The sequence below is a fragment of the Oscillospiraceae bacterium genome, assembly GCA_035380125.1.
Taxonomy (GTDB): Bacteria; Bacillota; Clostridia; order Oscillospirales; family JAKOTC01; genus DAOPZJ01.
In genome coordinates this window covers 55,564-71,577 of sequence record DAOSWV010000001.1, presented here as the reverse complement: position 1 = coordinate 71,577, position 16,014 = coordinate 55,564, and the positions used below count along the sequence as shown (strand labels likewise).

At 49.7% G+C, this 16,014-nt stretch carries 12 protein-coding genes; 9 read left to right on the top strand and 3 right to left on the bottom strand.

The window, feature by feature from the left end; genetic code table 11:
• Positions 1 to 7 precede the first annotated feature (7 nt).
• The gene (locus PK629_00290; GenBank protein ID HOP09912.1) at positions 8 to 739 is read left to right on the top strand and encodes a TIGR02206 family membrane protein; all 732 of its coding nucleotides are present in this window, start codon (positions 8 to 10) and stop codon (positions 737 to 739) included.
• Between the two features lie 21 nt (positions 740 to 760).
• Positions 761 to 2,896: a hypothetical protein gene (locus tag PK629_00285; GenBank protein HOP09911.1), complete on the top strand. Its 2,136-nt coding sequence runs from the start codon at positions 761 to 763 to the stop codon at positions 2,894 to 2,896.
• A gap of 4 nt (positions 2,897 to 2,900) precedes the next feature.
• Here PK629_00285 and PK629_00280 read toward each other — a convergent pair whose 3' ends face one another.
• Positions 2,901 to 3,635: a hypothetical protein gene (locus PK629_00280; protein ID HOP09910.1), complete on the bottom strand. Its 735-nt coding sequence runs from the start codon at positions 3,633 to 3,635 to the stop codon at positions 2,901 to 2,903.
• Positions 3,636 to 3,774: 139 nt separating this feature from the next.
• Positions 3,775 to 4,563 carry a M23 family metallopeptidase gene (locus tag PK629_00275; GenBank protein HOP09909.1) on the bottom strand — a complete coding sequence of 263 codons (789 nt, stop codon included), beginning with the start codon at positions 4,561 to 4,563 and terminating at the stop codon, positions 3,775 to 3,777.
• A gap of 175 nt (positions 4,564 to 4,738) precedes the next feature.
• Here PK629_00275 and PK629_00270 point away from each other — a divergent pair, with 175 nt between their 5' ends.
• The 5 genes from PK629_00270 to glmS all read left to right on the top strand — a co-directional run bounded on the left by PK629_00270 (position 4,739) and on the right by glmS (position 12,816).
• Positions 4,739 to 5,248, top strand: coding sequence for a sigma-70 family RNA polymerase sigma factor (locus tag PK629_00270; protein HOP09908.1), 510 nt, complete (start codon positions 4,739 to 4,741; stop codon positions 5,246 to 5,248).
• Between the two features lie 134 nt (positions 5,249 to 5,382).
• Positions 5,383 to 7,701, top strand: a complete 2,319-nt coding sequence (locus PK629_00265) for a beta-propeller domain-containing protein (GenBank protein ID HOP09907.1) — start codon at positions 5,383 to 5,385, stop codon at positions 7,699 to 7,701.
• A gap of 131 nt (positions 7,702 to 7,832) precedes the next feature.
• Positions 7,833 to 8,978 carry a hypothetical protein gene (locus PK629_00260; GenBank protein HOP09906.1) on the top strand — a complete coding sequence of 382 codons (1,146 nt, stop codon included), beginning with the start codon at positions 7,833 to 7,835 and terminating at the stop codon, positions 8,976 to 8,978.
• A 262-nt stretch (positions 8,979 to 9,240) separates the two neighbouring features.
• Positions 9,241 to 10,773: a GLUG motif-containing protein gene (locus tag PK629_00255; GenBank protein HOP09905.1), complete on the top strand. Its 1,533-nt coding sequence runs from the start codon at positions 9,241 to 9,243 to the stop codon at positions 10,771 to 10,773.
• Positions 10,774 to 10,974: 201 nt separating this feature from the next.
• Entirely contained in the window at positions 10,975 to 12,816 is a 1,842-nt protein-coding gene (gene glmS / locus PK629_00250; GenBank protein ID HOP09904.1) for a glutamine--fructose-6-phosphate transaminase (isomerizing), read from the top strand.
• 56 nt (positions 12,817 to 12,872) lie between these two features.
• On the opposite strand, the gene PK629_00245 is transcribed toward glmS, so the two are convergent.
• Entirely contained in the window at positions 12,873 to 13,361 is a 489-nt protein-coding gene (locus tag PK629_00245) for a hypothetical protein (protein HOP09903.1), read from the bottom strand.
• A gap of 533 nt (positions 13,362 to 13,894) precedes the next feature.
• Here PK629_00245 and PK629_00240 point away from each other — a divergent pair.
• Positions 13,895 to 14,683: a TIM barrel protein gene (locus PK629_00240; protein HOP09902.1), complete on the top strand. Its 789-nt coding sequence runs from the start codon at positions 13,895 to 13,897 to the stop codon at positions 14,681 to 14,683.
• A gap of 436 nt (positions 14,684 to 15,119) precedes the next feature.
• The gene (locus tag PK629_00235) at positions 15,120 to 16,001 is read left to right on the top strand and encodes a PhzF family phenazine biosynthesis isomerase (GenBank protein HOP09901.1); all 882 of its coding nucleotides are present in this window, start codon (positions 15,120 to 15,122) and stop codon (positions 15,999 to 16,001) included.
• Positions 16,002 to 16,014 lie beyond the last annotated feature (13 nt).

Below are 16,014 nucleotides of genomic sequence, written 5' to 3'. Positions count from 1 at the left end.
ATAACTGATGATTACGGATTTCAAGGGCTTCGGGCCCGTGCATCTGCTGACGCTGCTGGCGTCGGTCATTATCGGCGTTGTTTTCATTTTGCTCGGAAAACACGCCAAAACCGAACGGCAGCGCAGAACGCTGGGGCTTCTCTTTGCAATCACCATTATCGTATGCAGAGGCGCCCGTTATGTCATGGACGCCTATTTCGGCGTGTTCGAGTGGTATGACCTGTTCTCACTGCACATTTGCCACATCGATTTGATTTTATTGTCCGTCTGCCTGATCAAACCGTTCAAGCCGCTGTTCAATTTTTGCTTTCTGATCGGAATTCCGGCGGCGCTTTCGGTCGCGCTGTTCCCCGGCAGCAACCATCCCGCACCGGGCGAACCCCGGGCGATTCTGTTTATCATGAGCCACGCGCTGCTCATCATGGGCGCGCTGTATCTGTTGATCGTCGACAAGATGAAACCGACTTTTAAGGCCTATCTCTGGATCGCCGGGCTGGGCAATGTCGCGCTGGCCGCCGTCTATTTCGTCAACCGGGCGCTGGACACAAACTTTTTATACATCATGGAAGCACCGTCCGGCACCGTTATCGCAACACTCGACGGCATGTTCGGGTGGCCGGGTTATGTCTTTGTCATCGATGCGCTGGCGCTAATCATGATGTTTGTCATGTATATTATCGGGCGGCTGCTCCATAAGGCGCTCATCCGAAAAGACAAGGCGTTCGAGAACCGCGCATAAAACGAAAGGAATCCTTTTCAAATGACTGCGAAAATTCAGGCGGAAGTGAAATCGTATCGCGGCAAACCCGCCATTCACCTCAACGGCGAACCGGTCGCGCCGATGCTGTACGCGCTGACCGACAAGCCGACCGGAAACCGCTCTTTCGAGGGTATTTCGGGCTATAACACCAAACTCTTCGCCGAAATGGGTTTTAAACTGTTCCAGTTTGACGTCAATTTTAACGACATGCTGTTTCCGGGCGACAAACTCGACATCACGTTTGCGAAAAAGCAGATTCGCGGTGCCATAGACTGCTGCCCCGACTGCGCGGTGATGCTGCGGCTGCATGTCAACCCGCCGTTTTGGTGGATCAAGGCGCATCCGGAGACCTGGACGCAGTTCGCCGATACCGATACCGTTCCCCTGCCCGACTATCTGCCGAAATTCCGCGGCTATATCGAGGACGATTTGAAACCGCGCGCTTCCTGCAGCTATGCCTCCGAAATATGGTATGACTATATGAGCGAGCAGGTCAAGCGGTTTTTGCACGAACTCGCCGAGACCCCCGAGGGCGACCGGCTGTTTGCGATTCAAATCGCTAACGGCATCTACGGCGAAAACCACTACTGGGCGTTTCTGCACCATGACCCCGATACCTCCGAACCGATGCGCCGAAAGTTCGCGCAATTTTTAACTGCTAAATACGGCGGCGATTTTTCCTCAATTCAGGTGCCGGGGCTTGAGCGCAACGAGGTCTCCTGCGGCATTTTCCGCGACCCCGAAAAGGAACATCTCGTCTCGGATTATTACGAGTGTCAGCACCACACCGTCACCGATTCCATTCTCAAATTCGCAAAACTCATTAAGCAAAACTGGCCGCGCAAGATTCTGACCGGTGCATTTTACGGTTATTATATCTCGGTGTTCGGGCGGGCTGCCGCAGGCGGTCATCTGATGGAACAGGAACTGCTGACCTCACCCGACATCGACTTTTTGTGCGCACCGGGCGCTTACAGCAAAAGCTGCCGTGAACCGGGCGGACCGGGGCTTTCGCGCGGGCTGATCGAATCGGTGACAAGCCACGGCAAACTCTGGCTCGACGAGATGGATCAGCCGACGGCAGACGGCACGATTCTCGGCGGTATGTACATTTTCGACAAACCGACCAGCATTCAAAACAACCGCAAATGCGTAATGCAGTCGATCATTCGGGGCGCAGGGCTTTGGTATTACGACTTCGGTTATCTGTTTTGCGGCGGCTGGTGGGAGGAACCCGAATACCGCGCCGACATCGCAAAACTCAAAGCGCTGGCCGACCGACAGTTCCACATGGAACATACGGCGCCCGCCGAGGTGCTGCTGGTCTTTGACACCAAGGTGTTTTTGCAGACCGCGATTTCGTCTAAAAACGACCCGATCACCGATGAAATCTCGGTCAACATCACACCGGTGGCGGCCTATAAAAGCGGCGCGGCGGTCGAGACCTGCTATCTGTCCGACCTGTTCAACATGCCGCTCGGCAAATACAAGGTTATCGTATTCTGCAACTGCTTTTATATGACCGAACAACAGCGCCGTGAAATCCGCGAAAAAGCCGGGGAAAACGGGCGCAATCTCGTGTGGTTGACCGCACCCGCCTACACCGACGGAAAACAACTGAGCGCCGATTTTGTCAGCGAGATCACGGGGATCAAAATGACCGAACATCCCTGCGTTTTGCTGCCCGAAATCACGCTCGAAAACGAGATCGGCGGTACGCTGGGCGGCAAAATTCCGGGCGTCAAGTTTAATCCCAACGTCCCCGAACGCAAAAACGCCGAGATTATGCAGACGTTGTTTTCACCCGACGACCCCGAGGCAGATTGCATCGGGACTTATGACGCCGATCAGACCTGCGCCGCCGCCAAAAAGGCCTCAACAGATCACACCGACTGGTTTTTCGCGCTGCCGCCGACCGAGCCGTCGCAGCTTCGCAACCTGTTCTCGGCCTGCGGCTGCCATATTTACAATGCACAAGACGACGCCGCCCTTATCGGTGCCGGACTGATCATGATTCAAAGCCGAGACGGCGGCGAGCGTGAAATCACATTAAAAAATAAAAAACCGGTCAAACTCACCCTCGAACCGTCGCAGACGGTGTTTTTGGACGAGCAAACCGGGAAGATATTACTGTAAATTATTAAGAGGCCGGTTTCAATTTATAAATCGACCAGAAAGTATCCGAGCCGGAACTGAGCGTCGCAAACCAGACCTCGTCGTCCATGAGATAGATTTGGTACCGCTCGCTGACCGGATAACAGGCGCGATAGGTATAGTCGGTGATATCGATGAAATCCGGATGGATAAATAGAAATCTGGCGTCCCAGGTGCTGAGATCGACCGGCTGCACCTTCCAGAAGGGCTTGAAGAATTTTTGGACTGCACCCGCGTTTTGCAGGCTGACAATCAAAAAATAATTGGAACTAACAGTATAGTTTTCACCTGTTCCCTCAAACGGATAATAGGAGCTGATTGGGGTCATATACAGGCACTCGTCAAATTCATAGGTTCCGTATTCAAGCATCGGTACGCCGTAATGTTCGTTGACCGCCCGCCGGATATTCTCGACGAATTCTAATGTAATGCTGTAATCATAGACCGCTGCAGAATAGGGTTCGGCTTCAAATCGGATGATGTTTTCTCTGACGAATGCACCTAAATCGGCATTCTTTAAATCGTTTGGTATGGAAATCCCGCAAAATTTAATAAAATCGATGCAGTCGTCTTCCGACAATTCCGAAAGCTGTACACTGCTGTTGAATTTGGACGCCGGAATCACTTCTTTTTTCGGAAACGCCGAGATGATGATCACTGCGGCACCGGCAAGCACCAGTATGCATGCAACCCAGTAAATCCATTTTTTCAAGTCCGACATCACCGTTCCCCTCTCTTGATTCTCTCTTCTCTGTTATGCCAATGATACAAAATATTCCACGAAAAGTCAAGAACGCGGTCGCCGTTTTTTCTGCGCCCGCGTTCTTTGGACAAATTGGGTCGATTCGCCTGAATTGTGATTAATTTACACCCGCAATCACGTCGATCGGATTGACGGAAACGCCGTCTTTTGTTAAACTGAAATGGAGATGGGATTCGTCGGCGGTCTCGGCCTGTGCGGTGGTGCCGATGGAACCGATGACCTGCCCCACTTCGACAACACTGTCTGCCTTCACGGTCGGTTTGGTGCCGAGATTGCAGTACTTGCTTACATAGCCGTTGTCATGGGTGATGACAATCGTTGTGCCCCAGAGTACGTCCGAGGTGATTGAGGTCACCGTGCCCGAAGCCATTGCACGAACCGGTGTACCGACCTCGCCGGCAATATCCACGGCGTTGTGCACCCGCCAGTCCTGAAATGTGGGCGAATACACCGGGAGGCTTGCGGAATAGTCCCGGATGATCTCGCCGCTCACCGGCATGATAAACAGCATGTCCTCGGTTTCAATTGTTGTCTCAACCGATTCGGCAGACGCATTGGCTGCTGTCGCTTCATCGGAGGACTGGGTGTTTGTCGGCGTCTCGGGTTCACTGTTCTCAGTCACGGTTGGCTGCGAAGGCTCGAACAGTTCGCTGGACAGACCGCTCTCAAAGGCGACGCCGCCGTTCTGTGATGTCTCTTGGCTCGAAGCCGAAGAGGAAGTGTCCGTGAGCTCACCTCCGATCCGGTTTTTATAAACCGAGGTGATAAACCAGGCCGCCAGCACAACCAACGCAATACAAAGCCCTATGATCTTGTAAAAGCCCTTGCCCGTGATGTAGGCGATGAATTTGCTCTCCTTCTTGTTATTTTGATCGTCCTTTTCCATGGATAAACCATCCTTTCTGATCAAATCGACCGATTCGGCCTTTGAAAGCCGACGTGAGGTCCGCAGGATTTATAGTTATTTTTTTCCGCGTGCGGTTTTTTATGCACTTATTTGAAAATGTTGTAACAATTCGACATTTTTTCGTCTCATATGAACGTGAAGCGGAGGGATTATAATGGCCGATGACCCCAACACACACAAACAGGCGCTTTTCACACAGTATTATGCCCGGTATTATTCCGAATTTTACCGCTATGCCTTCTATTTTATGGGCAATGCCGACGACGCCGAAGATGCTGTGTCCGATGCCATCACCTTGGCATATGCGAAATTCGAAAGTTTGCGTGAGCGTGAAAAGTTTAAATTTTGGTTCCTGAAGATCTTACAAAACGCCTGCAAAAGCCGTCTGAGAGAACGCTCTGCCGCCGTTATGCCGTTGTATAACGCAGACGACGAGCCGATCGACATTCAGGACAAAAACGCGGTGGATACCGAGACCCGTACCGCGCTTAACCAGATGCTCGACCGCCTGAAGCCCGACGACAAGAACATCGTCCTGCTGTCGGTTCAGGGCGGATACTCATCCGACGAGATCGCTTCGATGCTCGGCATGACCGCCGGAAACGTGCGCGTGAGGCTCCATAGGGCCCTCGGCGCGCTTCGAAACGGCTTGGCCGCAATTTAAGGCGACCATACGGCTTGCAATTTGAGGTGTAAGCTTAAAAGAAAACTTTTAAGCAAAGCGTTTTGCGCTTTTTGGTTTATCCGGCCATTATGGCAACTGCAAAACGCCCCGTTTGAGAAAGGGCATGATTTAAGATGAAAAAAGAGTTTCCAAGTGAAAATGAAATCAATCGGCTCAAAGCACAATTCGATGGGAAATTCAACGATCCGGCAGCCGACAAGGTGCCTGACTCGCTGTTGCCCCAAAATATCGGCAAGCTGCTTGAGCAGAGCGAACAAACGAAAAATCAAAAAAAAGTGGTCAAATTCCCCGTCTGGCGTTACGGAGCGATTGCAGCAGCGTTTTTGTTGATCGTGGCGGCTTTTGCCGTGCTACCTAATCTGCCCCTCGCAGAGAATATGACAACCCAGCCCGATACGGCCGGAATCAATATGGCGCAGGACAACAGTTCCGAACAGACCATGAGTATAACCGGCGTCAGCGCTGAGAGTGTCTTTGTTGCAACCGAAAACACGGCCGGAGAAAACTATAATGCCGTAAAGACGGTGTTTGACGCATATGTCGAAAATCAAAACAACAATCGTTATGGTTATTTTGATACAGAGACAAAAACCACCACCGAAAACGCGGCAGAAGAAGAGGTTATTACAAGCTCAGCTGCGATGTTGTCCAATTCATCCGCAACGCTGGCTCCCCAAGCACCGGCAGCAGGTTCGGATGGCAGCCAATCCGACGACAATGATTATTCTACGACCAACGTACAGGTCAAGGGCGTCGACGAGGCCGACATCATCAAGACCGACGGCGAATACATCTACTTCGTCGTCAACCGCTACTATGACAACAGTACCGTCGCTATCGTCAAAGCCAACAGCGGCGATATGAGTAAGGTCTGGGAATACAACAGTGAAGACCACACCATTTCCGAGATCTTTTTGTCCGACAACAAACTGGTTTTGCTGATGCAGCCCAACTCTTTTTACTACAGGACCTTTGCGACGGACTTCGCCCCAGTCAACAGCGCCACACGCGTTGAGATTTACGACCTGACCGACAAAGCCAACCCCACACTTGTGCGCTCCTTTGAACAGGAAGGCAGCTACAACGACGCTCGTATCAGCAACGGCAAGCTGCTGCTCGTCACCTGTAAATACGCCTACAACTATATCTACGGCATCACAGAATTCGATGCCGAAGCCGTCATCCCGCGCACAATGGATTCGGTCGTTTCCGAAGAGATGGCCATCCTGCCGCCCGATGCATGCTATATTGTCCCCAACACCGAAAGTTTGTCCTTCGGCACAATCAGCACCATCGACCTCACAAGCGATACCCCCGCTCAGTCGGTTACGATCATGGGCGACATCAATACGATCTACGCCAATACCGAAAACGTATATGTCACCGCCAACCGGTATGAATACGCGGAGAAAAGCGAATCCACTTCCTACGGCGATTACACCTACTATACCACGCTGGGCAGTTATACCGACATCACCAAGATCGCTTATTCCGGTACCCTGCAGGTCATTGCAACCGGCACCGTCAGCGGCAATCTGTGCAGCCAATTCGCAATGGACGAATACGAGGGCAACCTGCGTGTCGCCACCAACAGCTGGGATTATCAAAAAGACAACAAGCAATACAACAACTTCTATGTGCTCAACGGACAAATGCTGACCATCGGCACGCTCGAAGGACTGGCCGAAGGTGAAAACATGTACGCGGTGCGTTTCGAGGGCAAAAAGGCCTATGCGGTCACCTACCGCCAGACCGACCCGTTCTTCGTCATCAACCTCGACGACCCGACCCAGCCCTATGTACAGGGCGAACTGAAAATCCCTGGCTTCTCACAGTATCTGCAGCCCTATGCCGAAAACCTCGTGATCGGCTTCGGCATGGATGCGATTGAGGATGTCACCGGTACCAACGGCCTGACCATGGGTTTCAAAGTCGCGATGTTTGATGTCTCCGACCCGAGCAATCCCAAAGAGCTGACCACCTTCTATATCGGCGACCGGGGCACCTACTCCGATCTGTCCTATGACCATAAGGCATTGCTGTTCGACAAGGAGAAGAATATCATCGCGTTCCCCATCTCGATTTCAAAGCTCAGGGACGGCGCCGAGATATACGAATACGGCACGACCGTGTTTACCGGCTATATCGTATTGGGTTATGACGCACAGACCGGTTTCTATGAAAAAGGACGCATCACCCACGCGGCAAGCACCGATGAAATCAGCTACCGCTATGACAGCAACATTGTGCGCGGCCTGTATATCGACGATGTGATCTATACATTGTCAAACAACATCCTCGCAGCCAACCGTCTCAGCGACTTCACACAGATTTCACGTATCGAATTCGAAATCCCACAAGACAACATTATCGAACCCACAGAGCCCTCTATGCCGGATTATGTCTCCTCCACGGTCTCTAAAGTTTATTAAAAGACTCTACTTCCAATTCCGGAACCCGCCGCCCTTTGGGGCGGCGGGTTTTTCCTCTTGCGATTTCCAGATCATGTGGTATAATATGGTTAAATAGCGAATTGATCTTTCATACAGGAGGGGGATAAATCATGAAAAGAATATTTATTATCCTATTGGTTTCGACGATAATGTGCCGTCTGTTTGCACCGGCACTTGGCGCCACATCCTCAAGCGCAACCGTGTCGGGTACAACAAAAATCATCAACGGCAATACCTATATCTATCCCAACGGCAAGGTCGGCACCAGCGCAAACGACACCATCATCATCAAACCCTATACCGACGAACAAATTCAAGAGGCCGAGGAGGCGCTCGAACCGGTTTTTGCGTCGTTTTATCTCTCAAACGACAAAACGCTGTGCGAGGCCATTGCAACAGATGATTTTAATCATATCTGCGAATATAGAAACTGGACACCTGATTTTTCATCTTTATATTCCGATTTCAGCTTCAGCATTAATATGCCGCCGTTTTCCGAGGAGAAAACCGTGGCGGAGGCGATCATTAATCCCACAAGTGTCAATTACATAATCATGATGAAAGATAATCAGCGTATCAATGTCGGATTGCAGCACATCGTCATAAGAGATGGCGCATACCATGTAATGGGTTATCAAGATTTCGAATCCGCATATATTACTTATGATCTGCGCACCCATTCCGTGGATGTCTATGCGATGCTCAAAGACAGCGATCTCGATCTGACCAAAACCGCTGCAACGCTCTTTATGTGCGAAGCCGGGCAATATTATCTGTTTTCAGACGGCGTTTTGGAATTTGTCACCCCCATCGGATATCAGCCTGAGTTTTCGCCCTACGAAGTCGGCGAGGGTTATCCGGACGCTTCCTCATCCTTTCAGCTGATCAGTGGACCGGATTTCATCAAAGCGATGATCCAGACCTCACAGCAGATAACGGCTTCCCGTTCTTCTTCAAATAATTCCGAACCTGTCGTCATTGAGACAGACAGCACCGTATCCGAACCAGTTTCCGAACAACAGATCAACAGTCCGAACCTGTCGGTCGACGTTTCTTTTGAAATCAGCGTCCCTCAAGATATACCCGCTCAGAATCGAGTTGATTTTTCCCTTGTTTCTCAGACGACAACTGAAGTCACTGAATCCGCACAGACATCATCAAATGCGATTTTGGTTTGGTCGATCCCTGTAATTGCCATCCTTGCCCTCGCTTTGATCCTCGTGATCTCAATACGCAGAAAAAAACATACCAATTAAATAAATTTTACCGTTTTCAAGGAACCCGCCGCCCTTTGGGGCGGCGGGTTTTAGTTTTAATGTGATGTTTTTGAGAATATTTGATATTTTTTCCATGGAATCTATTTACATTTTTTGCCTTAGCTATTATACTTTTATTATAAACAGAGACGTCGCGGAAAAAGAATATAAAGAAATACGGTACAAAAAAGACAAAAGAAGCGGGATTCAGGTTATTTTTATGACTGTGCAACCGCCCTTTAAATCGGAAAGGAGAGTTTTTATGAAACGCTTTCGGTCTGTTTTGATCGCAACTATTTTGGTTTTTTTGATGTTACCGATCTCAGCAATAACAATTTCCGCTGAAGAAAACACCGTTTGGGATGGGAGCATCGCTAAGGCGTTTGCAGGAGGATCAGGGACGGCAGAGGACCCTTACCTCATCCAAACGGCATCGCAGTTTGCGTTTTTTTCAAAAAGCATCACCCTTGGAATATCTACGTATGAGGGCGAGTACGTCAAACTTGAAAACGACATCGTTTTAAACGATACTTCGAATTGGGAGAACTGGAACAAAACCGCACCGGCAAATAAATGGACACCGATCGGAAACGGCATGTTTACTTTCAGCGGTTCTTTCGACGGCGGCGGGTATACGGTCAGCGGTGTCTATATCAATTCGTCAGGTGATTGCTTGGGTTTATTCGGATATTTAAATGATACTGCAACCGTAGCAAATGTCGGTGTTGTCAGCAGTTATATCAAAGGAGGCTCCAGTATCGGCGGTGTGGTCGGATATGCTTTTTTCTGCACTGTAAGCAACTGTTATTACACGGGCATTATCAAAGGGAATCGTGCCGTCGGCGGCGTGGTGGGATATCTCAACGGCGGGTCTGTCAAGGACTGTTATAACACGAGCCCTGTCAGCGGAATTGCAGATGAAGAAAATAAAGACGGTATCGGCGGCGTAATCGGCTACGCTATTTCCTCCTCCTCTGAATCCACGGTCATCGACAACTGCTATAACACCGGAACAGTTACGGGAACAGGCAGTCAAAACGGCGGTATCGCCGGGACGGCAATTTGTTACGCCATCAGTAATTGCTGTAACACGGGAATGGTCAGCGGCAGCAGAATCATCGGCGGTATCACCGGATATGCCAATACCTGCACAATCAATAACTGCTGTAATATTAATAACGTCAGCGGAACGGGCAAATATGTCGGCGGTATCGCGGGATGGGCCATTTCCTGTTCCATCGATAATTGTTACAATACCGGAATAATCAACGGAGATGAAAAAGTAGGCGGCGTGGCGGGAGATATTTCAAGTTACGGCAGTATCTCAGGCGCTATCCATAACTGTTACAGTATCGGAATGATCGGCGGAAATAAAAAAGTCGGCGGCATAACAGGCTGGAATCTCGGCGTTATGGGGTGGTTTACTTCGGGAGCGATCAGCAACTGTTATTATCTCAAAGAGACCGCTTCCGGCGGAATCGACAGTGCGGATTTCTCTGATCAAGCGGTCGGGTTAACGGATACACAGCTAAAACAACAAAATGAATATTCCGGTTGGGATTTGACCAACGTCTGGACGTTTGGCGGAAACGATTCAAGTTATGATTATCCGACACTCATCGGTGTTGAACAACGCGAAATCAACGACACCGTCACCGTGATGGAAAGCAATGTTGACGAAACGACTTCATCCGGCGGGAATTATCTTGTATTTATCATCATCGGCTGCTTGGTGCTTGCTGCAGGTTCTCTCGCCGTAATTGTTATCACTTCGAAAAAAAGACAATCTGAATAAATTTTAAATTTATATGAAAATCTCCGCCCCGAAAAATTCGGGGCGGAGATTTTTTGCTTGAATATAGATATGCGATTTGGTAAAATAGATAAGCGTAACATTTCCGAAATCTCTCTTTCACAACAACGGCATAATTGTGTCATATACTGTGAATATGGAATTTCGCGGTACGTTTTTTAGTTTTGAACGGGAGGGTTTTATATGTGCGGAATCATCGGATTTGTCGGAAAAGAACAGGCAGCGCCGATTTTATTGGACGGTCTTGCGCGGATGGAATACCGCGGCTATGACTCGGCCGGCATCGCGGTACGCGGTGAAAACGGAAATTTACAGGTTAAAAAAGCAAAGGGCCGCCTTTCGGTGCTCTCGGAACTTCTTCACGACGGGAGAGACCTTAACGGCACGCTCGGTATCGGGCATACCCGCTGGGCCACCCACGGCGAACCCAACGACGCCAACGCCCATCCGCACGTCAGCGCCTCGGGCAACATCGCGCTGGTACATAACGGCATCATCGAAAACTACATGGAGATCAAAGACGCATTGCTCACAAAGGGCGTCAAGTTCACCTCCGACACCGACTCCGAAGTCGCCGCGCAGCTGCTGGAGTTTTATTATAACGAATGCCATAACATGCTCGAAGCCGTCTCACGCACCCTGCACCGTATCGAGGGTTCGTATGCATTCGGTATTTTGTGCAGCGATTTTCCCGACGCGTTAATCGCCGCCAGAAAAGACAGCCCGCTGATTCTGGGATACGGCAAAGGGTTCAACTTTATCGCCTCCGATGTAACCGCGATGATCCGCCACACCCGTGAAGTGAGTTATATGGAGGACGGCGAGATCGCCGTTGTGAGCGCCGATTCCATCGAGGTTTTCAACAGCGAGCTCGTGCCGGCCGAGAAGACGCGGCAGACTGTCGACTGGGATGTCACGGCGGCGGAAAAATGCGGTCATCCCCATTTTATGTACAAAGAGATTTTAGAACAACCGGAGGTCGTGCGCAAAACCATTTCCCCGCGCGTAAAAGAAAATCGCGTGATCATGCCCGAGCTGACCTGCATTTCGCCCGATTATTATAAAACCTTATCCCGCGTCTATATCGTCGCCTGCGGCTCGTCTTATCATGTCGGCATGGTCAGTAAATATATCTGGGAAAAGCTGCTGCGTATTCCCGTCGAGGTGGTTTTGGGCTCGGAATTCCGCTATTGCGACCCGCTCGCGGGCCCGGAAACGCTCGTCATCGTCATCAGCCAGTCGGGCGAAACACTTGACACGATGGCGGCTATGAGTGAAGCCAAACGCCGGGGCGCAAAAACGATCTCCATCGTCAATGTCGTCGGTTCGTCGATTGCGCGCAATGCCGATCATGTCCTTTACACCTGGGCGGGTCCCGAAATCGCCGTCGCCACCACGAAGGCCTACAGCACACAGCTGGTTCTGATGGATCTGCTGGGACTTTATCTGGCGGATCTGCTCGGTACGGTCAACCCCGCGGAATACAACGAGATTTTAGGCGCGGTACAGGCGCTGCCCGAAAAGATGAAAACGGTTTTGGCGCAGACAAAAGATATTCAATATTTCGCCTCGCGCTATTTCAACCACAACTCGATTTTCTTTATCGGACGCAACCTCGATTATGCCATGGGGCTGGAGGGTTCGCTGAAGCTGAAAGAGATCTCGTATATCCACTCCGAGGCCTACGCCTCCGGTGAACTCAAGCACGGCACGATTTCGCTGATCGAGCCGGGCGCGCTGGTCGTGGCGCTCGGGACCTACGCCCCCCTGTTCGACAAGACCGTGAGCAACATCGTCGAGGTCAAGGCTCGGGGCGCTGAGGTTATGGCGCTGACTACCGAGAGCCGAAAAGAGAAGATGGGTAAAATCGCCGACGCCATCATCGTGGTGCCCGATACCCATCCGGCGTTGCTGCCTTCGCTCAGCGTGGTGCCGCTGCAGTTATTCGCCTATTATGTGGCGTTACAGCGCGGCTGCGACATCGACAAGCCGCGCAACCTCGCCAAGTCGGTCACGGTGGAATAAAAATGTCATTCTGAGCCGCACGGCGGAGTAAAATCGGACAATAGTCCGTAAAGTGCTTATTTTATTTCTAAATCGGTTTTTTGATGCATCTTCAGCATTACCAGGCGTGCGACAGGCTGTGCAATACACGCTTCCACAAAGAATGAAATGGCGGCATTTCGAGGCCATTTATGAAAGAACAACCGGATAGGTTCCAAACTGATATGCCGTGTCCCAATCCATGTTCCGATGACAGTCAAGAGAATAGACATCAGAAACACCGTGCAGAGAATATTGATTGTAACATGAGAACCAAAGCTGTCACCTTCCCTTACAATGCGGGAAGTCAACCATTCGGCGGGTTTATATGTGATCAAAACCGTGGCAATCACAGCAATCCAAATGAAAGGAATGACTGTTAGCGTGTCCGTCCACATATTAAGGCTGAACCCCACTTCAAAACCGGTAATCAGAGGAGCAATGATGTTGACGGATATAACGGATATCACTGCCATGAATAATGCAAATTCTTTTTTGTTTCGAGGTAATTTCATGTAAAAGTCCATTTATTTTATGACCACCCTTTTTATTCCCGGGCAAAATGAAAAACACGAAACTAATAAATAGTCTCGTGCTGAACCATTATACGCACCAAGTTTTTGTATTATATACCATAAAACTCAAAAAATCAAGATTAAATCTTCATTCCGGTTAAAGTATTTTTCCGGATCGTCAATGGGGTTTTACTTCATCAAATAGAAACATTTCGGCAGGCGTACGCAGCGAGGAATCTCAGACTGATAACGGCCTCCGGGCAAGGTTTCCGTAAACCTTATGATAACGAGATCCTTCGGCTACGCGCTTATGCGCTCCGCTCAGGATGACAATAAATCGGTCATGGTGGAATAAAACTGCAATTCTGTAGGGAACGGTCTTGACCGTTCCGTATGGACAAACAGCCCTCTAGCGCAATGACCCCCGAACAACAAACCGCTTTCACTTTATGAAATCATTCTTTTTGAAATATTGAAATAAATGTTTCAAAAAACGGAACGGTCAAGACCGTTCCCTACACGAACAACACGGAGGTAAAAAACACATGAAAACCGGATATCATGCGGTATATGCAAAGGATTACATTGACGGCATCGACGCGGCGAAGGCGAACGGATTCGATTTTGTGCAGTTCGATTTGGGCGTTCCCGAATTTTTTCTCGACCGGCTCACGCCGGACGACCTCACGCGCATCCGCGAACACGCCGAGGAAAAGGAAATCGACATCACGTTTCATTCCCCCGGCGACAACGTCAGTTTGTTCTGCGACTACCCGCTGATCCGCCAGGGGATTTTGGACCAGTTCAAGCGGCTTCTCGAAAAAGCGGACATGCTGAATGCGCGGCATATGACCTTTCACACCGGCGATTATCCGCGTTTTCGCAAGGCCGGCGAGCGCTCCGACGAGTCCCATACCGTCTATTACGAGGCGGTGTTATATGAAAATCTGAAAATGCTGATTGAGGCCGCCGGAGACGTTTTGGTCTGTGTGGAAAACACCGGCCTGAACGCGGTCTCGCGCAGCGCCGTCCGAAAACTGATCAACGACACCGGAAAGCTGTTTTTGACGCTGGACACCGCGAAGATGTATAAAAACGGCACGCTGATTCAAGATGATTATCTGTTTTTTGAAAAACATGAGCTGTTTTTACGTGAGATGCATATCCACGATATCAATCAAAACGGCTCACACGAATTTGTCGGCAGCGGCACGGTCGATTTCCCGCTGTTTAAACAGTTTGTGAACGAAAACGTCTGGGTCAACTTTGAAATCCGACCGGTCGAAGCGGCCAAAATTTCAAAAAGTAAATTGTTTGAGCTTTGGGGAATTTAAGCCCTGAACACGTCATTGCGAGGGGCTTTAGCCCCTCGGCAATCCGGTTCTCGTCTTTGCGAGCGAAGCGCGAAAATCCATACGATGGGGACAATTCAGACCGGAGGTTCACGAGGTTGAAATGGTTATCCGGACGCTTCATTTCTGGATTGCTTCGTCATGCGCGGAGTAAAGCTCCGCGCTTTCCTCGCAAAGACGGAAAGGACGCGCAATGCGCGCCTCTGCGAAAAACGACGGCGCGTCAAGGATGCCGCGCCCTACGAGAACGATGGACGGAAGATATATCCTGTTCCGTTGTAGGGGTCGGCTTCCCAGACGGCCCAAGCGGGCGAACAGCCCGCGGAAAACACACCAACCGCAGAATTGACAATCTTTGCTTGAAGATTGTCAATTTTTGTGTTACTATATTGCCATCTTATAGGGGATGGAGATCATTATGGAGCGTTATAAATATCGAAAAATTGACGCGTTTACCTCCGCTGTTTCAAATGGCAATCCCGCAGCTTGTATCTATCTGAATCCTCATCAATCTTTATCCGATGAGCAAATGCTTCAAATCGCAAAGCAACACAAAGGATTTGTTTCCGAAGTTGTATTTTGCAGCCAAAAAGATGAGTCCGAGTTTGATTTGGCGTTCTTTTCATCGGAATGCGAAGTCGCTTTTTGCGGACACGGCACCATCGCATGTATGTACAGCATCATCAAAGACACGCCCGACTTGTTGTTCAAAAAAGAAATTAAAATCAATACGCGAAAAAAAGGGGCATTGACTGTTTACAACAAGATCGCCGAGGAGAATGCCGTGTTTATATCAGCGACAAAACCCGAGTATCTTGATATGAATCTCGGGTTAGCGGATATTTGCGATTATTTAGAGTTGGATATTTCGGCAATTTCGACGGATTACCCGGTCGAATTCATTGATGCGGGCAACAAAACATTAATTGTGCCTGTTGCAAAATTGGAAGATGAAATCAATCTTTTTCCCAATGAACAGCGGCTAAAGGATTTTACATTGAATAACGGCATTGACGTCATTTTGATCTTTTGCAGAGACACAAAGGACAAGACAAGTATCGCGCATACAAGAGTGTTTGCGCCTAAATTCGGCTATTTAGAAGACCCTGCCACCGGTTCGGCTAATTCCGCTTATGGCTACTATATGCTGAAAAACAATATGTGGTCCGGAAATATGATAACCCTGGAACAAGGCGGGTCGGATAGGATTTTCAATACCATTTATTTGTCAAGAAACGATGGCGCATTATTGTTCGGCGGAAGCGCGACGACAAGAATTGACGGGTACTACTATATTTGACGGCGAATTTTGA